At 72.6% G+C, this 16,277-nt stretch carries 16 protein-coding genes; 7 read left to right on the forward strand and 9 right to left on the reverse strand.

From position 1 onward, the window contains the following. Positions 1-204: 204 nt before the first annotated feature. Positions 205-2,187 (forward strand): glycoside hydrolase family 35 protein, encoded by a 1,983-nt coding sequence (locus ACZ60Q_RS00420; protein WP_469626195.1) that lies wholly within the window; start codon positions 205-207, stop codon positions 2,185-2,187. 31 nt (positions 2,188-2,218) lie between these two features. Here the strand turns inward: ACZ60Q_RS00420 and ACZ60Q_RS00425 are convergent, their stop codons facing one another. Further along, a complete protein-coding gene (locus ACZ60Q_RS00425) occupies positions 2,219-2,995 on the reverse strand; it encodes a S1 family peptidase (protein ID WP_469626198.1) in 777 nt (258 codons plus the stop codon). A 237-nt stretch (positions 2,996-3,232) separates the two neighbouring features. Here ACZ60Q_RS00425 and ACZ60Q_RS00430 point away from each other — a divergent pair, with 237 nt between their 5' ends. Next, positions 3,233-4,135 carry a hypothetical protein gene (locus ACZ60Q_RS00430; RefSeq protein WP_469626200.1) on the forward strand — a complete coding sequence of 301 codons (903 nt, stop codon included), beginning with the start codon at positions 3,233-3,235 and terminating at the stop codon, positions 4,133-4,135. Between the two features lie 30 nt (positions 4,136-4,165). Beyond that, positions 4,166-4,921: an ankyrin repeat domain-containing protein gene (locus ACZ60Q_RS00435; protein ID WP_469626203.1), complete on the forward strand. Its 756-nt coding sequence runs from the start codon at positions 4,166-4,168 to the stop codon at positions 4,919-4,921. 3 nt (positions 4,922-4,924) lie between these two features. Here ACZ60Q_RS00435 and ACZ60Q_RS00440 read toward each other — a convergent pair whose 3' ends face one another. From ACZ60Q_RS00440 to ACZ60Q_RS00450, 3 genes are all read right to left on the reverse strand, one after another. After that, positions 4,925-5,497, reverse strand: coding sequence for a GNAT family N-acetyltransferase (locus tag ACZ60Q_RS00440; protein ID WP_469626205.1), 573 nt, complete (start codon positions 5,495-5,497; stop codon positions 4,925-4,927). A gap of 92 nt (positions 5,498-5,589) precedes the next feature. Next, positions 5,590-6,399 carry a VOC family protein gene (locus ACZ60Q_RS00445; protein ID WP_469626208.1) on the reverse strand — a complete coding sequence of 270 codons (810 nt, stop codon included), beginning with the start codon at positions 6,397-6,399 and terminating at the stop codon, positions 5,590-5,592. A gap of 131 nt (positions 6,400-6,530) precedes the next feature. Continuing rightward, positions 6,531-7,460 carry an SDR family oxidoreductase gene (locus tag ACZ60Q_RS00450; RefSeq protein ID WP_469626211.1) on the reverse strand — a complete coding sequence of 310 codons (930 nt, stop codon included), beginning with the start codon at positions 7,458-7,460 and terminating at the stop codon, positions 6,531-6,533. Between the two features lie 121 nt (positions 7,461-7,581). Between ACZ60Q_RS00450 and ACZ60Q_RS00455 the strand changes: the two genes are divergently transcribed. The 4 genes from ACZ60Q_RS00455 (at position 7,582) to ACZ60Q_RS00470 (ending at position 11,092) form a co-directional block, all read left to right on the forward strand. Then, positions 7,582-8,325, forward strand: coding sequence for an enoyl-CoA hydratase family protein (locus tag ACZ60Q_RS00455; RefSeq protein WP_469626213.1), 744 nt, complete (start codon positions 7,582-7,584; stop codon positions 8,323-8,325). A gap of 3 nt (positions 8,326-8,328) precedes the next feature. Then, positions 8,329-9,216 (forward strand): CoA transferase subunit A, encoded by an 888-nt coding sequence (locus ACZ60Q_RS00460; RefSeq protein ID WP_469626216.1) that lies wholly within the window; start codon positions 8,329-8,331, stop codon positions 9,214-9,216. A 62-nt stretch (positions 9,217-9,278) separates the two neighbouring features. Then, positions 9,279-10,004 (forward strand): CoA-transferase subunit beta, encoded by a 726-nt coding sequence (locus tag ACZ60Q_RS00465; protein WP_469627936.1) that lies wholly within the window; start codon positions 9,279-9,281, stop codon positions 10,002-10,004. Next, complete coding sequence (locus ACZ60Q_RS00470) at positions 10,004-11,092, forward strand: NAD(P)H-dependent flavin oxidoreductase (RefSeq protein ID WP_469626219.1); 1,089 nt, start codon at positions 10,004-10,006, stop codon at positions 11,090-11,092. The genes ACZ60Q_RS00465 and ACZ60Q_RS00470 overlap by 1 nt, the downstream gene beginning before the upstream one ends. Positions 11,093-11,260: 168 nt before the next feature. Here ACZ60Q_RS00470 and ACZ60Q_RS00475 read toward each other — a convergent pair whose 3' ends face one another. The 5 genes from ACZ60Q_RS00475 to ACZ60Q_RS00495 form a co-directional block, all read right to left on the reverse strand. After that, positions 11,261-12,898 carry a DEAD/DEAH box helicase gene (locus ACZ60Q_RS00475; protein ID WP_469626222.1) on the reverse strand — a complete coding sequence of 546 codons (1,638 nt, stop codon included), beginning with the start codon at positions 12,896-12,898 and terminating at the stop codon, positions 11,261-11,263. A gap of 185 nt (positions 12,899-13,083) precedes the next feature. Then, positions 13,084-13,287, reverse strand: coding sequence for a cold-shock protein (locus tag ACZ60Q_RS00480; protein ID WP_015607926.1), 204 nt, complete (start codon positions 13,285-13,287; stop codon positions 13,084-13,086). A 299-nt stretch (positions 13,288-13,586) separates the two neighbouring features. Beyond that, on the reverse strand, positions 13,587-14,744 hold the full coding sequence (locus ACZ60Q_RS00485; protein ID WP_469626224.1) for an acetyl-CoA C-acetyltransferase: 1,158 nt from the start codon (positions 14,742-14,744) through the stop codon (positions 13,587-13,589). A gap of 42 nt (positions 14,745-14,786) precedes the next feature. Further along, the gene (locus ACZ60Q_RS00490) at positions 14,787-15,398 is read right to left on the reverse strand and encodes a TetR/AcrR family transcriptional regulator (protein WP_469626227.1); all 612 of its coding nucleotides are present in this window, start codon (positions 15,396-15,398) and stop codon (positions 14,787-14,789) included. A gap of 30 nt (positions 15,399-15,428) precedes the next feature. Then, positions 15,429-16,211: an SDR family oxidoreductase gene (locus ACZ60Q_RS00495; protein ID WP_469626230.1), complete on the reverse strand. Its 783-nt coding sequence runs from the start codon at positions 16,209-16,211 to the stop codon at positions 15,429-15,431. Positions 16,212-16,277 lie beyond the last annotated feature (66 nt).

Raw genomic sequence — 16,277 nt, forward strand, 5'->3', positions numbered from 1 at the left:
GATCCGGCTGATGCGTGGTGTCCGATCCGGCTGGTCCGTGGTGTCCGATCCAGCTGATGCGCGGTGTCCGATCCGGCTGGTCCGTTGTGTCCAATCAACAGCGATCTTTGTCCATGGACCCGGTGCGGCGCCAGAGGTGAAGGTGGTCGGACCCATCGACCCGAGGGCCTCGGGTGCGGCCGAGCACAGGAGCGTACGAGCACCATGACCGACTTCGCCGTGGGGGACGACTGCTTCCGGCTCGATGGGAAGCCCGTGCGGCTGCTGTCGGGCGCCCTGCACTACTTCCGGGTGCACGAGGCCCAGTGGGAGCACCGGCTCGCGATGCTCGCCGCGATGGGGCTGAACTGCGTCGAGACGTATGTGCCGTGGAATCTGCACGAGCCCCGGGAGGGCGAGGTCCGGGATGTGGGGGCGCTCGGCCGGTTCCTGGACGCGGCGGGGCGGGCAGGGCTGTGGGCGATCGTGCGGCCGGGTCCGTACATCTGCGCCGAGTGGGAGAACGGCGGTCTTCCGGTGTGGGTGACGGGCCGGTTCGGGCGGCGGGTGCGCACCCGGGACGCGGAGTACCGGGCGGTGGTGGAGCGGTGGTTCCGGGAGCTGCTGCCGCAGGTGGTGCAGCGGCAGGTGTCCCGGGGCGGCCCGGTGATCCTCGTCCAGGCGGAGAACGAGTACGGCAGCTACGGCAGCGACGCGGTGTATCTGGAGTGGCTGGCGGGGCTGCTGCGGCAGTGCGGGGTGACGGTTCCCCTGTTCACGTCGGACGGCCCGGAGGACCATATGCTGACCGGCGGTTCGGTGCCGGGTCTCCTCGCGACGGCGAACTTCGGTTCGGGGGCGCGGGAGGGGTTCGAGGTGCTGCGCCGGCACCGGCCGAGGGGCCCGTTGATGTGCATGGAGTTCTGGTGCGGCTGGTTCGACCACTGGGGGGCGGAACCGGTGCTGCGGGATCCGGAGCGGGCGGCCGGTGCGCTGCGGGAGATCCTGGAGTGCGGTGCGTCGGTGAACATCTACATGGCGCACGGGGGGACGAACTTCGGGGGCTGGGCGGGCGCGAACCGGTCCGGACCTCTGCAGGACGAGTCGTTCCAGCCGACAGTGACGTCGTACGACTACGACGCGCCCATCGACGAGTACGGGCGGGCCACGGAGAAGTTCCGGCTGTTCCGGGAAGTCCTGGAGGCCTACGCCGAGGGGCCGTTGCCCGCGTTGCCGCCGGAGCCGGTCGGGCTCGCCGCGCCGGTGCGGGTGGAGCTGGCGGAGTGGGCCGGGCTCGGGGACGTCCTGGAAGCGCTGGGCGACCCGGAGACGGAGGCGGGGGCACCGCCGACGTTCGAGGAGCTGGGCGTGGACCGGGGTCTGGTGCGCTACCGGGTGGCGGTGCCGGGGCCGCGTCAGGCCTATCCGCTGAGGGCCTCGGGGCTGCGGGACCGGGCGGTGGTGTACGTGGACGGGGTGCGGGCCGGGGTGCTGACCGAGGAGTCCGACACGCTGCCGGAGCCGGTGGCGGGTCCGGCGGAGGCCGAGCTGTGGGTGGAGTCGCTGGGCCGGGTCAACTACGGGCCGCGCCTCGGCGAGCCGAAGGGCCTCACGGGCGGCGTGCTGCACGAGCGGCAGTATCTGCACGGAGTACGGGCCCGGGGGCTGCGGCTCGACGCGTTCGAGGCCGCGGGCGCGGTGGCCGCGGTCCCGTTCGGGCCGGTGGGGGCGGCCGCCGGGGCGGGTGAGGCGGGGCGGACGGGTCTGTTCCGGGGGACGTTCACCATCGGGGGAACCGCGGGCGCTTCAGGTGTTGCCGGCGCTGAAGGCGCTTCGGATCCGGAAGACGCTTCGGGCGCTCTTCGCGCTTCTGGCACTTCGGGTGCCTCGGGCGCTCTTCGTGCTTCTGGTGCTTCGGGCACTTCGGGCGCTCTTCGTGCTTCGGGTGCTTCGGGTGTTCTCGGCGTCGACCACGCGGGACTCGAACTGCCGGGCTGGACACGCGGGTTCGTCTGGGTGAACGGCTTCTGCCTGGGGCGGTACTGGTCGGTGGGCCCGCAGCGGACCCTGTACGTGCCGGGTCCGGTGCTCCTCGATGGCGCCAACGAGGTGTGGGTGCTGGAGCTGGAGGACGCGGGTGAGCCGCGGGTGGAGCTGGGTCCGGGGGCGCCCGTCGATGCGGACGCCCCCGGGGTGGTTCAGCCGTGATCATCCGCGGGGTCGCGGGTGGTGGCGGGCCTCAGAGCGAGGCGGCCGCGGAGGCGATACCGGAGGCGAAGGTCGAGACCTCGGTGTAGACGCCCGGGTAGCCGGGCCGGGCGCAGCCGTTGCCCCAGCTGACGATGCCGACCTGGACCCACGCGTTGGCGTTGTCCTTGCGGAACATCGGGCCGCCGGAGTCACCCTGGCAGGTGTCGATACCGCCGGTGTCGGTGTATCCGGCGCACAGCTCCTCGGAGGAGACGAGGTTGCTGTAGGCCGCCCGGCAGGTGGCGTCGGAGACGTAGGGGACGTCGGCCTTGAGGAGGTAGCGCTGCTGGCTGCCGCCCTCGCGGTTGGCGCCCCAGCCGGCGACGGTGAAGGTGCCCTGGTTGTAGGCGGTGGTGGTGGCGATCTTCAGGGTGGGCTGGTTGATGGGCTGGGCGAGCTTGATCAGCGCCCAGTCCTTGCCGGTGCCGTTGTAGCCGGGGGCCTGGAGGACCTTGGTGGACTTGACCTTGACGGCGTTGGGCGACTGGAGGTCGACGACACCACCGGTGACGGTGATCGAGGTGTTGTTGCCCGATCCGTTCACGCAGTGGGCGGCGGTGAGGACGATGTCCTGGGCGTAGAGGGCGCCGCCGCAGCCCATGGAGAGCCGGACCATGAACGGGAACTCGCCCTGGGCGGCGCGGGTTCCGCCGACGACGGGGTTGGGGGCCGCGGAGGCGGTGAGGGGCTGGAGGCCGACGGTCGCGATGGCGACGGCGGCTATGACGACGGAGAATCTCTTCAGCGCACGCAGAAGCTGCTTCATGGGCTGCCTGCTTTCGTGGGGGGGGGTCGCTGGGGTGCCCGACGAGAGCTTTAGTCATGCTCCCGACAAGTGATCCGATTATCGGGAGTTGCTCACCGCTGATACAAGAGACACTTTCCGGCCATGATCCCCGCGCCGGGATCCACCCCCGCCGAGCCCCCCTCGGGCCTACAGTGGAAGTCCGCCGACCGTCGCGGGCGCACGGCGCGGACGGTCGCCGCACGGAGGGGGTAAGGCATGACGAACAGCCCTCCGGGCGCACCCGTCGTCCACGGCTTTCCGCATCTGGACACGGTCCGCTCCGCCATCACCGCGCTCTACCGGCGGCTCTCCGCGGACGGCGTCCACGCCTATGCCACCAGCCTCCCGCCCGCCGACGCCGCGTTCGCGGACCGGGATGATCTGCACCTGGGGGCCCAGCGGGTGGCGCGCTCCCTGGTCCAGCACCTCCATCTGCCCGAGGCCCGCATGATCGTCGGCTTCCGGGCGATGGAGCACGCGGCGAGTGTGGAACTGACCGCGGGCCCCGAGTACTTCATCGAGCTCAACGACCGCTTCCGCACCCACCGCAGGGACATCGGGGCGGCGCTGGCGCACGAGGTCACCCATGTACTGCTGCACCGGCTCGGCCTGGAGTTCCCCGGTACCCGCGCCAACGAGATCCTGACCGACACGACGACGGCCTACCTCGGTGCGGGCTGGCTGCTGCTGGACGCGTTCCGGGAGGACGCCACGTCCCGCCAGAAGCTCGGCTACCTCACCCCCGAGGAGTTCGGATACGTCCTGGCCAAGCGGGCGTTCGCCTTCGGTGAGGACCCCTCACCGTGGTTCACCAGCCCCCAGGCGTACACCGCGTACACCAAGGGGCGGGAGCGGGCGCTGCACGATCTGCGCAGGCCCCCGCTGACCGCCGCGGGCTGGGCGAGCCGCCGCCGCTACGCCAAGGACCGGCGGTACGCCCAGGACCACCCCGGCGCGAGCCCGGCCCCGGACACCCCGTACGCCTTCCGGACCGACGGCCGAGACCTGCGCGTCTCCTTCCCCTGCCCCACCTGCCACCAGCGCATCCGGGTCCCCGTCCGGGGCCGGTTCACCGCGCGCTGCGGGCTGTGCGGGACCGCCCTGGAATGCGACACCTGAGCGTCGTTCCGGCCACCGTAGGATCGAAGCATGACGAACGAGCCGATCAGGGACGAACTACGCCTGTTCGACGCGCTGTACGAGGACGAGAACGCGGTCGTACGGGCGCTGCGCTCGGGCGTGCGGGCCGAGTCGAGCGACGAGGAGGGCACGACGGCGCTCTATCTGGCGTCGGTGCAGGACCGCCTGGAGGCGGTCCGCCTGCTGCTCGCCGCCGGGGCGGACCCGAACCGGGCGAGCGGCCCCGGGGCGAGCGACCTGCCGCTGTGCGGGGCGGCGTGCGGCGGGCACACCGAGGTGGTGGAGGCGCTGCTGTCCGCCGGGGCCCGGCCGGATCTGCGCGAGGAGTTCGGCTTCACCGCGCTGCGGTGGGCGGTCGGTCTGGGGCACGCCCCGACCGTGGAAGCGCTCCTCGCCCATGGCGCCGACCCGCTGCTTCCGGGCCCCCGGGGAGAGGCGATGCTGGCACTGGCGGCGCAGCGCGGATCCCCTCGGACGGTACGGGCGTTGCTCGCGCACGGTGCGGGGGCGGCCGGGCAGGAGCCCGTGGTCGCCCTCGCGCTGGCCGAGGCGCGCCGCATCGCCGCCCTCGACCCGGAACGCGAACTGCGGCGACAGCTGGAGGAGTCGTACGGCTCCGACATCGAGACGGTGACGCTCCGCGAGCACAGGGACGGCGAGGAGACGGTGGCGGTGGAGTTGCTCCGGGACGGGGTGCCGTCGGCGGGCACGGACCAGCACACGGGGCACGGGGAGATCGCGGCCCTGCTGGGTGGGCCGTCGTAGGCGCTACCGGGTCGCTTGTCTGTCGCGCTCCCACCCCTCACGGGTGAGTACGTATTCGACCTCACCGTGCTCGGAGCCCTCGATGGCCTCCGGCCAGTTGTCCGTGTAGGCCCGTAGGAAGGTCAGGCCCGTCTTCTCCATCACGCGCCGGGATCCCATGTTGACCGCCATGGTGTTGGCCGTGACCCGCTGGACACCGAGGTCGGTGAACCCCTTGTCGACCAGGGCTCGCGCGCCCTCGGTGGCGTAACCACGGCCCCAGGCGGCCCGGTTCAGCCGGTAGCCGAGTTCGGCGACGGCGGGGTCGTGGTCATCCAGCGGCCGGAGCTCGAACCAGCCCAGAAAGGCTCCGGCGCCCTTCTCCCGCGCGGCCCAGAAGCCGCGGGATCCGGTGCACGGGTGGTCGTGGAGGAGCCTCGGCAGGGTCCGGTCCCGGATGGACTCGGGGCTCGTCGGCCGGCCGCCGTTGATGTACCGCATGACGGCGGGGTCGTTGTCGAGGGCGAGCAGGTCGGGGGCGTCGGCCTCCGTGACCGGACAGAGGACGAGCCGGTCGGTCTCCAGAAAGGTGCGCATACGGCGATCCTCACCGCCGGCGGCCGGGCCGCGCCACCCGATATGCGCGGGCGTCGGTGGTCCGGGCCGGAGGTCCGGTCCCGGGCCCGGAATCAGGCCTCCGGGGCCTGGATCAGGTCCCGGTCCCGGCCCTGGATCAGGTCCCGGTCCCGGCCCTGGATCAGGTCCCGGCCCCGGCCCTGGATCCGGAACGTCAGCCCCTCCGGGCTGCGCAGCCGTACGATGCGGCGACCGCCCTCGTCGGCCGGGGTCACGAGGTCCGGCCCGTGAGCGTGGGCCCGGCCGATCACAGCGTCCGGGTCGTCCACGGCGAGGGCCAGTTCCCACTGCGGTACGGAGCCGGTGGCGCCCGCTCCGGTGCCGGTCGGGGCGGGTCCGGCTTCCCGGAAGGCGGCCCGGCCGAGGGGCGTGCCCGTCGCCTTGGTGTAGAACTCCCGGGCCCGCTCGGGGTCTTCGCAGGCCAGGACCGCATGGTGGGGCGTGCCACCGGCCGTGGCCGACACCGGCCACCCGGCGAACCCACGCGGCCGCCAGAGGGAGAGGACGGCGCCCACCGGGTCGATCAGTGTGGCGATCCGGCCCTGGTCCCCCGCGTCGAACGGCGGGACGACGACCTGCGCCCCGTTCGCCACCGCCAGAGCCGTACGGTGGTCCACGTCGTCCACCGCGAGGTAGTAGGCGATGTGCGGCGGCGTACCGGGCGGGTAGACCGGCTGGGCGAGATCGCTCACCCCGCCGATCCGGTCGGCCCCGGCGGTGATCTTGACGGCCCGCCGCCAGTCCTCCTCGTCCACGGCGAAGTCCCAGCCCAGCACCGAGGAGAAGAAGGCGGCGGTGCCGGCCGGGTCGTGGGTCTTGAGGTCCATCCAGCAGAACTCGTTCATCGGGCCGTGTCGCGTCATCGTGTGCTCCTCCGGTGTCCCCTGCTGGATACCGGGTGCCCGGACGGGTGCGCAAGCGGGTTTCCGTACGCGATCGGCGGGGCAGAGGGTGCCGGGGCACGCGCGCCCGGAACGACCGGCAGGGACACCTCTCAGGACGCCCCGTAGACCCGCCCCGGCTCCTCCGCGTCCGCCAGCAGGCGGCGCACCGTCTCGCCCGCCTCGGCCGGGGATCTACGGGCGCCCCGGTCGTCGGTGGGGCCGGGGCGCCAGCCCTCCATGACGGTGATACGGCCCGCCTCGGCCTCGAAGACGCGGCCACTCACCCCCTCGCTCGCGGCGGAGCCGAGCCAGACGACGAGGGGCGAGACGTTCGCGGGGGCCATGGCGTCGAACTCCCCCTCCGGGGCCGCCATCGTCTCGGCGAAGGTCTGCTCGGTCATCCGGGTCCGGGCGGCCGGGGCGAGGGCGTTGACGTGGACCCCGTACCGGCCCAGTTCGGCGGCGGCGACCAGGGTCAGGGCGACGATTCCGGCCTTGGCCGCCGCGTAGTTGCCCTGGCCGACGCTGCCGAGGAGTCCGGCGCCGGAGCTGGTGTTGATCACCCGGGCGACCGGCGGGCGGCCCGCCTTCGCCTCGGCCCGCCAGTGGGCGGCTGCGTGCTTGAGGGGCAGGAAGTGGCCCCTGAGGTGGACCCGCATCACCGCGTCCCAGTCGTCCTCGTCCAGGTTGACGAGCATCCGGTCGCGCAGGACGCCCGCGTTGTTGACCAGGGTGTCGAAGCGGCCGAAGGCCTCCAGGGCGGTGGTGACCAGGGAGGCCGCGCCCTGGGCCGTGGCGATGTCGCCACCGTGGACGACGGCTTCGCCGCCCGCCGCCGCGATCTCGTCGACGACCTCCCGGGCCGGGCCGGCAGAGCCCCCGTCCCCGTCCGGGCCGACGCCGAGGTCGTTGACGACGACCCGCGCCCCTTCGGCGGCGAAGGCCAGAGCGTGCGCCCGGCCGAGCCCCCGCCCGGCGCCCGTGACGGCGACGACCCGGTCCGCGCAGAGTCCGGCACGGCGTGCGGTGGATGCGGTCATCTCATCTCCCCATGATCAACGGCCGGCTGACGGCAACCGGCCGGCAGGCGGTTGGCGGGCGGCGTCGCGACTGCTACCGTCCACCTAACAAATGTTTGGTGGAAAGGTAGCTGATCCTCCGATGAGTGTCTCCACCGCCTGCCCCTCGGACGGCGTCCGCGTCGTCACCGTGGACCGTCCCCCCGTCAACGCGCTCCCCGTGCAGGGCTGGTACGACCTGGCGGACGCCGTCCGGGCGGCGGGCCGCGATCCCGGGGTCCGCTGCGTCGTCCTGGCCGCCGCCGGGCGCGGCTTCAACGCGGGCGTCGACATCAAGGAGTTGCAGCGCGATGCGGGCCACGGGGCCCTGATCGGCGCCAACCGGGGCTGCGCCGAGGCGTTCGCGGCGGTGTACGCGTGCGAGGTCCCGGTCGTCGCGGCGGTGCGGGGCTTCTGCCTGGGCGGCGGGGTCGGCCTGGTCGGGAACGCCGACGCGATCGTCGCGAGCGAGGACGCGGTCTTCGGCCTGCCGGAGCTGGACCGGGGCGCGCTCGGCGCCGCGACCCACCTGGCCCGGCTGGTCCCGCAGCACCTGATGCGCACGCTGTACTACACCTCCCGCACGGTCACCGCGGCGGAACTGCTCGCCCACGGATCGGTGTGGCGGGTGGTCCCTCCCCACGAACTGATGGACACCGCCTTGGAGTTGGCGGACGAGATCGCCGCCAAGGACGGCCATCTGCTGCGGCTCGCGAAGGCCGCACTGAACGGCATCGACCCCGTCGACGTACAGCGCAGCTACCGCTTCGAGCAGGGGTTCACCTTCGAGGCGAACCTCGCCGGGACCGCCGCCCGGGTCCGCGACACCTTCGGCAAGGAGGACTGAATCGTGCCCACTCCCCCTCATGTGCGCGACAAGACGATGACGCCCGAGGAGGTCGTCGACCGGCTGAGCAGCGGCATGACGATCGGGATCGGCGGCTGGGGGGCGCGCCGCAAGCCGATGGCCCTGGTCAGGGCGCTGCTGCGATCGCCCGTCACCGATCTCACGGTGATCTCCTACGGCGGCCCGGACGTGGGACTGCTGGCCGCGGCGGGCCGGATCGCCCGCCTGGTCACGGCGTTCGTGACGCTCGACTCCATCCCGCTGGAGCCGCACTACCGGGCGGCCCGGCAGCGCGGGGCGTTCGCACTGACGGAGATCGACGAGGCGATGTTCATGTGGGGACTGCACGCGGCGGCGAACCGGCTGCCGTTCCTGCCGGTTCGCGCGGGCATCGGATCGGACGTGATGCGGGTCAACCCCGAGCTGCGCACCGTGACTTCACCGTACGAGGACGGCGAGGAGTTCGTCGCGATGCCGGCCCTGCGGATGGACGCGGCGCTGGTCCACCTCAACCGGGCGGACCGGCTCGGCAACGGCCAGTACCTGGGCCCCGACCCGTACTTCGACGACCTGTTCTGCGAAGCGGCGGACGCGGCCTACGTCTCCTGCGAACGCATCGTGCGGACAGCTGAGTTGACCGAGAACTCCACCGCCCAGACCCTCCTCGTCCAGCGGCACTCGGTCACCGGCGTCGTGGAGACGCCGGGCGGGGCGCACTTCACCTCCTGCGTACCCGACCACCCGCGCGACGAGCCGTTCCAGAAGGCGTACGCGGCCGCGGCGGCGGACCCGGCCGCCTGGGCGGAGTTCGCGGCCCGCTTCCTGCCGCCGGACGGCGACGAGAAGGGCTACCAGCAGGCGGTCCGCACCTGGCACGAGGAGCAGAAGTGAACGCGTCCGCGACCGGCAGCGACACCGGCACCGGCACCGGCACCGGCACCGGCACCGGCAGCATCACCCGTGCCGAGTACTGCGTGATCGCGTGCGCGGAGGCCTGGCGGGGCGACGGCGAGATCCTGGCCAGCCCGATGGGCGCGGTGCCCTCGGCCGGCGCGCGGCTGGCCCGGCTGACCTTCGCCCCCGAACTCCTCCTCACGGACGGCGAGGCGACGCTCGTCGGCCCGGACGGCGAGGCGGAGGGCTGGCTCCCCTACCGCAGGCACCTGGCCCTGGTGACCGGCGGTCGGCGGCACGTGATGATGGGCGCGAGTCAGATCGACCGCTTCGGCAACCAGAACATCTCCTGCATCGGCGACTGGGAACAGCCCTCCCGGCAACTGCTGGGTGTACGCGGTGCCCCGGTCAACACCCTGAACAACCCGGTGAGTTACTGGATCCCCCGGCACTCCCCCCGGGTCTTCGTCGAACGCGTCGACATGATCTGCGGGGTCGGCCACGACAGCGCGCGGGCGGCGGGCCCTTCGGCCACCCGTTTCCACCGCATCCCCCGGGTCGTCAGCGATCTCGGGGTCTTCGACTTCGCGACGCCCGACCGTTCGATGCGCCTGGCCTCGGTCCATCCCGGCGTCACGGTGGACCAGGTCAGGGAAGCGACGGGTTTCGCGCTCACGGTCCCGGACGACGTCCCGTACACCCGCGCCCCGTCCACCGCCGAACTCGCCCTGATCCGCGAGGTCGTCGACCCGGCCCGCACCCGGGACCGGGAGGTCCGGTCCTGATGCGCACCGCCCTGACCGACCTCGTCGGTGTCCGGCACCCGATCGTGCAGACCGGGATGGGCTGGGTGGCGGGCCCCCGCCTGGTCACCGCGACCGCGCGGGCCGGGGCGCTCGGCATCCTGGCCTCGGCGACCATGACGCCGGGTCAACTGCGGTCCTCCGTAAGGGAGGTGAAGTCCCGGACGGACGCGCCGTTCGGGGTGAATCTGCGGGCCGACGCGGGGGACGCCCGGGAGCGGGTCCGGATCATCGTCGAGGAGGGTGTGCGGGTGGCGTCGTTCGCGCTCGCCCCGTCCAGGGAGCTGATCGCGGAGCTGAAGGACGCGGGTGTGGTCGTCGTCCCGTCGGTGGGTGCCCGGCGGCACGCGGAGAAGGTCGCGGCGTGGGGCGCGGACGCGGTGATCGTGCAGGGCGGCGAGGGCGGCGGCCACACCGGCGAGGTCGCCACCACGGTGCTGCTGCCGCAGGTCGTGGACGCGGTGGACATCCCGGTGGTCGCGGCGGGCGGCTTCCACGACGGCCGGGGCCTGGTGGCGGCGCTGGCGTACGGGGCGTCGGGCGTCGCGATGGGCACCCGGTTCCTGCTGACCTCGGACTCGACGGTCCCGGACGCGGTGAAGGCCCGCTATCTGGCGGCGACCGCCAAGGACATCACCCTGACGAGGGCGGTGGACGGGCTCCCGCACCGCATGCTCCGTACGGAGATGGTGGCGGAACTGGAGGGTGCGGGCCGGCTGCGCTCCTTGTACCGGGCGCTGCGCCGGGCGTCCGGCTTCCGCCGGATCTCCGGCCTGAGCTGGCCGGGCATGGTCCGCGACGGTCTGGCCATGCGGCACGGCAAGGAGCTGAGCTGGAGCCAGGTGCTGCTGGCGGCGAACACCCCGATGCTGCTGAGGGCGTCCATGGTCGACGGCCGCACGGACCTCGGCATCATGGCGTCGGGCCAGGTCGCGGCCCTGATCGAGGACCTGCCGAGCGTGGCGGAGCTGGTGGACCGGATCCTGGCCGAGGCGGACGAGGCTCGCGCGGCGCTGCCGGCTCCCGATCCGGAGGACCGGGCGGCCGACTCCAGCCCGTCCGGCGCTTGAGGACAAGACCCCGGCCGCATCGTGCCGAGGCCGGGCCCTCGGCCGACAACAACGACCGGGCGGCCACACCCAGCCCGTCCGGCGCACGAGGACAAAGCCCCGGTCCGGGGTCCGGGGCTGAGCCCCGGACCCGGTCCTCCATCGCCGGACGGCTGGAGATGAGTGGCCCTACGCGGCCCGGCGCCCCCGTGCGGGCGCGCCGGAGCGGTCTGCGCCACCGGAGCGCGCCGCACCGCCACCGGAGCGTGCGGCACCGGCCGAACGCGCCGCGCCGCCACCGCCGGCCCCCGCGCCGGACCCGCGCCGTCCACGTCCCCGGCTGCCGGACCGCACCGCGCCCCCGCCGGAGCCGCCCGCCGCACCGCCCGACCGGGTCCGCTGCTTCGGCGGAGTCGGCTGCGGCACCTCGATCACGATCGCGACACCCGAGGGCTCACGGGCCCCCGTGATCCGGCCCAGCTCAGCATCGCTGGAGGTGACCCGCGTGGTGCGCGGCGCGATGCCGGCGTCCTGCATGAGCCGGGTCATCTCGCGCTTCTCCTCGGGCAGCACCAGCGTGACGACGCTGCCGGACTCCCCGGCGCGCGCCGTGCGCCCGCCGCGGTGGAGGTAGTCCTTGTGGTCGGTCGGCGGGTCCACGTTGACGACCAGGTCGAGGTCGTCGACGTGGATGCCGCGGGCCGCGACGTTCGTCGCGACGAGCGCCGTGACCTGCCCGTTCTTGAACTGGTCGAGTGTCCGGTTGCGCTGCGGCTGCGAGCGCCCACCGTGCAGGGCGGCCGCCCGTACACCGCTGGCGAGCAGCCGCTTCGCGAAGCGGTCGGCGGCGCGCTTGGTGTCGACGAACATGATCACCCGGCCCTCGCGGGCGGCGATCTTCGTGGCGACGGCCTTCTTGTCGGTCTCGTCCAGGACGTGGAGCACGTGGTGCTCCATCGTGGTGACGGCACCGGCGGACGGGTCGACGGAGTGCACGACCGGGTCGGTGAGGAACATCTTCACGAGCCGGTCGATGTTCTTGTCGAGGGTCGCGGAGAACAGCATCCGCTGCCCGTCCGTCTCGACCTGCTTGAGCAGCGCGACGACCTGCGGCATGAAGCCCATGTCGGCCATCTGGTCGGCCTCGTCCAGGACCGTGATGGAGACCTCGTCCAGGCGGCAGTCGCCGCGCTCGATGAGGTCCTTGAGCCGGCCCGGGGTGGCGACGAGCACTTCGGCGCCGCGCCGCAGGGTGGCGGACTGCTTGGTGATCGACATGCCGCCGACGACGGTGGCGAGCCGCAGGTTCACGGCGGTCGCGTACGGGGTCAGCGCGTCGGTGACCTGCTGGGCCAGCTCGCGCGTGGGCACCAGGACCATGGCGAGCGGGGCGCGCGGCTCGCTGCGGCGTCCGGCGGTGCGGGCCAGCAGTGCCAGGCCGAAAGCGAGCGTCTTGCCGGAGCCGGTGCGACCGCGGCCGAGGATGTCGCGGCCGGCCAGCGAGTTCGGCAGGGTCGCGCCCTGGATCGGGAACGGCTCGGTGACGCCCTGCGCGGTAAGGGTCTTCAGCAGCCCGCCGGGCATGTCCAGGTCGGCGAAGGCGTCGACGGCGGGCAGCGCGGGGGTCACGGTCTCCGGCAGGGCGAACTCGCCCTGCGGCGGGGTGGCGCGGCGGCGGGCCGGGGGCTTGGAGCCGCCCTGGGCCTTGGAGCGGGGTGCGCCGCCCCGGCCGTTCGCGGGAGCCTGGGGGCCGGCGCCCTGGCCGCGGCCTCGGCCACGGGCCGGTCGCGAGCGGGGGGTGCGGTCCTGGCGTTCGGAACTGGTCATACGGAATTGCCCTCCTGGGGGATTCCTGGGCAACTGCCGAGTGGGTTTACTGCGATGTGCCGGCCCGGCCGTCTGTGATGCGCCCCCAGGATGTGCGCACGAAACGGGTTCTTGCTCGGACAGCACAAACCGGGGCCCGCACCTTCACGGTGCGGGCCCCGGTCAGCGAGGTACGCGTCCGGCGATTAGGCCGGGACGATGTTCTCCGCCTGCGGGCCCTTCTGGCCCTGCGTGACGTCGAAGGAGACCTTCTGGCCCTCCTGGAGCTCACGGAAGCCCTGGGTGGCGATGTTGGAGTAGTGGGCGAAGACGTCGGCGCCGCCGCCGTCCTGCTCGATGAAGCCGAAGCCCTTTTCCGAGTTGAACCACTTCACGGTTCCAGTAGCCATGTCATTCTCCTAAAACAGGTGCAGTGCCGAGAACCCGCACTTTACGGATTCCAAGTCGCCGCATTGAGCCCCACCCGGAGAAAGCCGGAAAACAATAAAGCGCCTGAGGAAGCATTCCCGTCAGGCGCACATAAAGTTCATGGGTACCAAAACTGCAACGGGAAACACCCTAGCACGTCCTCTCCTCCGGTGGTGGATCACGCCGCACCGTCGGAGGGAAGACTTGGCTGACCAGAGGGTGCCCGGGCGAGTCCGGCCCGGGGCCGGACTCGCCCGAGAGGCCGGCCCGGGCCGGCCTCTCAGAGCCGCTCGACGATGGTGACGTTGGCCTGTCCGCCGCCCTCGCACATCGTCTGGAGCCCGTAGCGACCGCCGGTGCGTTCCAGTTCGTGCAGCAGGGTCGTCATCAGCCGGGCCCCGGTCGCGCCGAGCGGGTGGCCCAGCGCGATGGCTCCGCCGTTGACGTTGACCCGCTCGGGGTCCGCACCGGTCTCTTTCAGCCAGGCGAGGACGACCGGGGCGAAGGCCTCGTTGATCTCGACGAGGTCGATGGCGTCGATGGTGAGGCCGGTCTTCTTCAGGGCGTACGCGGTGGCCGGGATCGGGGCCGAGAGCATCCGGATCGGGTCCTCGCCCCGTACGGACAGGTGGTGGACGCGGGCCCGCGGGGTGAGCCCGTGTTCGACAACGGCCCGCTCCGAGGCGATGAGCAGGGCGGCGGCCCCGTCGGAGACCTGGGAGGAACAGGCCGCGGTGATGGTGCCGCCCTCCACGACGGGCCGCAAACCGGCCATTTTCTCCAGGGTGGTGTCGCGGCGCGGACCCTCGTCCGCGGTGACGTCCCCGTAGGTGACGGTCTCGCGGGCGAAGCGGCCCTCGTCGATGGCGCGGAGTGCCCGGTGGTGGGAGGTGAGGGCGAACTCCTCCATGTCCCGGCGGCTGATGCCCCACTTCTCGGCGATCAGCTGGGCGCCGTGGAACTGGTTGACGGGGGCGTCGCCGTAGCGGGCGCGCCAGCCCTCACTGCCCGCGTACGGCCCCTGGGTGAGGCCGAGGGGTTCGGCGGCCCGGCGGGAGGCGAAGGCGATCGGGATCTGCGTCATGTTCTGGGTGCCGCCCGCGACGACGAGGTCCTGGGTGCCGGAGAGGACACCCTGCGCCGCGAAGTGGAGGGCCTGCTGGGAGGAGCCGCACTGCCGGTCGATGGTGACGCCGGGGACCTCCTCGGGCAGTCCGGCGGCCAGCCATGACGTACGGGCGATGTCGCCGGCCTGCGGTCCGACGGTGTCGAGGCAGCCGAAGACGACGTCCTCGACGGCCGCCGGGTCGACGCCGGAGCGGACGATCAGCTCTTTCAGCACATGCGCGCCGAGGTCGGCGGGGTGGACGGCCCCGAGGCCGCCTTCGCGCCGCCCGACGGGGGTGCGTACCGCTTCGACGATGTAGGCCTCGGCCATGGCTGCCGCTCCTCGGTTCGCTCGGGATGGACCGTTTTCCGGTTACGTACGCAGGGCGATTCCGTCGAGCACCATCGAGAGGTACTGACGGGCGATCTCTTCGGGGCTGTGGTGTCCGCCGGGCCGGTACCAGGAGGCCGCGACCCAGACGGTGTCGCGGACGAAGCGGTAGGTGAGGCGGATGTCGAGGTCGTCGCGGAAGACGCCTTCGGCGACACCGCGTTCCAGGGTGCCGAGCCAGGCCTTCTCGAACTTCGTCTGCGAGTCGAGGAGGTAGGCGAAGCGTGGCTGGGTGGCGAGGTGCTTGGACTCCTTCTGGTAGATCGCGACGGCGGGGCGGTGCCGGTCGATCTCCCGGAAGGACTCGGTGACCAGGGCCTCGATGGTCTCGCGGGAGCCGAGGCCGGCTTCCAGGACGGTGCCGTAGCCCCGCCAGAGCTCGTCGAGGAAGGTGGAGAGGATCTCGTCGATCATCGATTCCTTGGAATCGAAGTGGTAGTAGAGGCTGCCCGCGAGCATTCCCGCCTCGTCCGCGATCCGGCGGACGGTGGTGGCGTTGTATCCCTGGGCGGCGAAGACCTCGGCGGCGGTGGCGAGCAGTTCACGGCGTCGCTCCGGCGTGGGGGTCACCTGGGGCTTCTTCTTGGTAGGCACCCGGTCATTGTCCGCCCACGGCCCGCGTGTTCACGCATGCTGGCTGCTGACGGGGACGACCTCGCCGGTCATGTACGAGGAGTAGCCGCTCGCGAGGAAGACGATCACGTTGGCGACCTCCCAGGGTTCGGCGTACCGGCCGAAGGCCTCCTTCCCGGTGAGCTCGGCGAGCAGTTCGGCGGAGGTGACCTTGGCCAGGTGCGGGTGCATGGCCAGGCTGGGGGCGACGGCGTTGACGCGTACGCCGTAGTCGGCGGCCTCGACGGCGGCGCAGCGGGTGAGGGCCATGACGCCGGCCTTGGCGGCGGCGTAGTGGGCCTGGCCGCGCTGGGCGCGCCAGCCGACGACGGAGGCGTTGTTGACGAGGACTCCCCCGGTTCCGGCGGCCTTGAGGGAGCGCAGGGCGGCGCGGGTGCAGCGGAAGGTGCCGTTCAGGGTGACGTCGAGGATCCTCGCCCACTGGTCGTCGGTCATCTCGGTGAGTTCGGCGGTGCCGCCGAGGCCCGCGTTGTTGACGACGATATCGAGGCCGCCGTGGGTGCGTTCGGCGTGGGCGAAGAGGGCGCCGACCTGGCCCTCATCGGTGACGTCGCAGGTCAGGTGGGTGACGCGGTCGGGGCCGAACTCGTCGGCGAGGGCGTGGGAGCTCTCCTTCAGCCGGCGGGCGTGGGCGTCGCCGATCACGATGCGGGCGCCCTCCTCCAGGAAGCGGCGGGCGGTCGCGCCGCCGATCCCCGCTCCGGCGGCGGCGGTCACGACGGCGGTGCGGCCGGCCAGCAGTCCGTGTCCCGGCAGGTACGACGGTGTGTCCATGGCCCGGTCCCCCGGCTTCTCGACGGTCTGTGGGTCGTACGTTAACCTACCAAACACTTGTTAGGG

It is taken from the genome of Streptomyces sp. NPDC104313 (genome assembly GCF_055583985.1).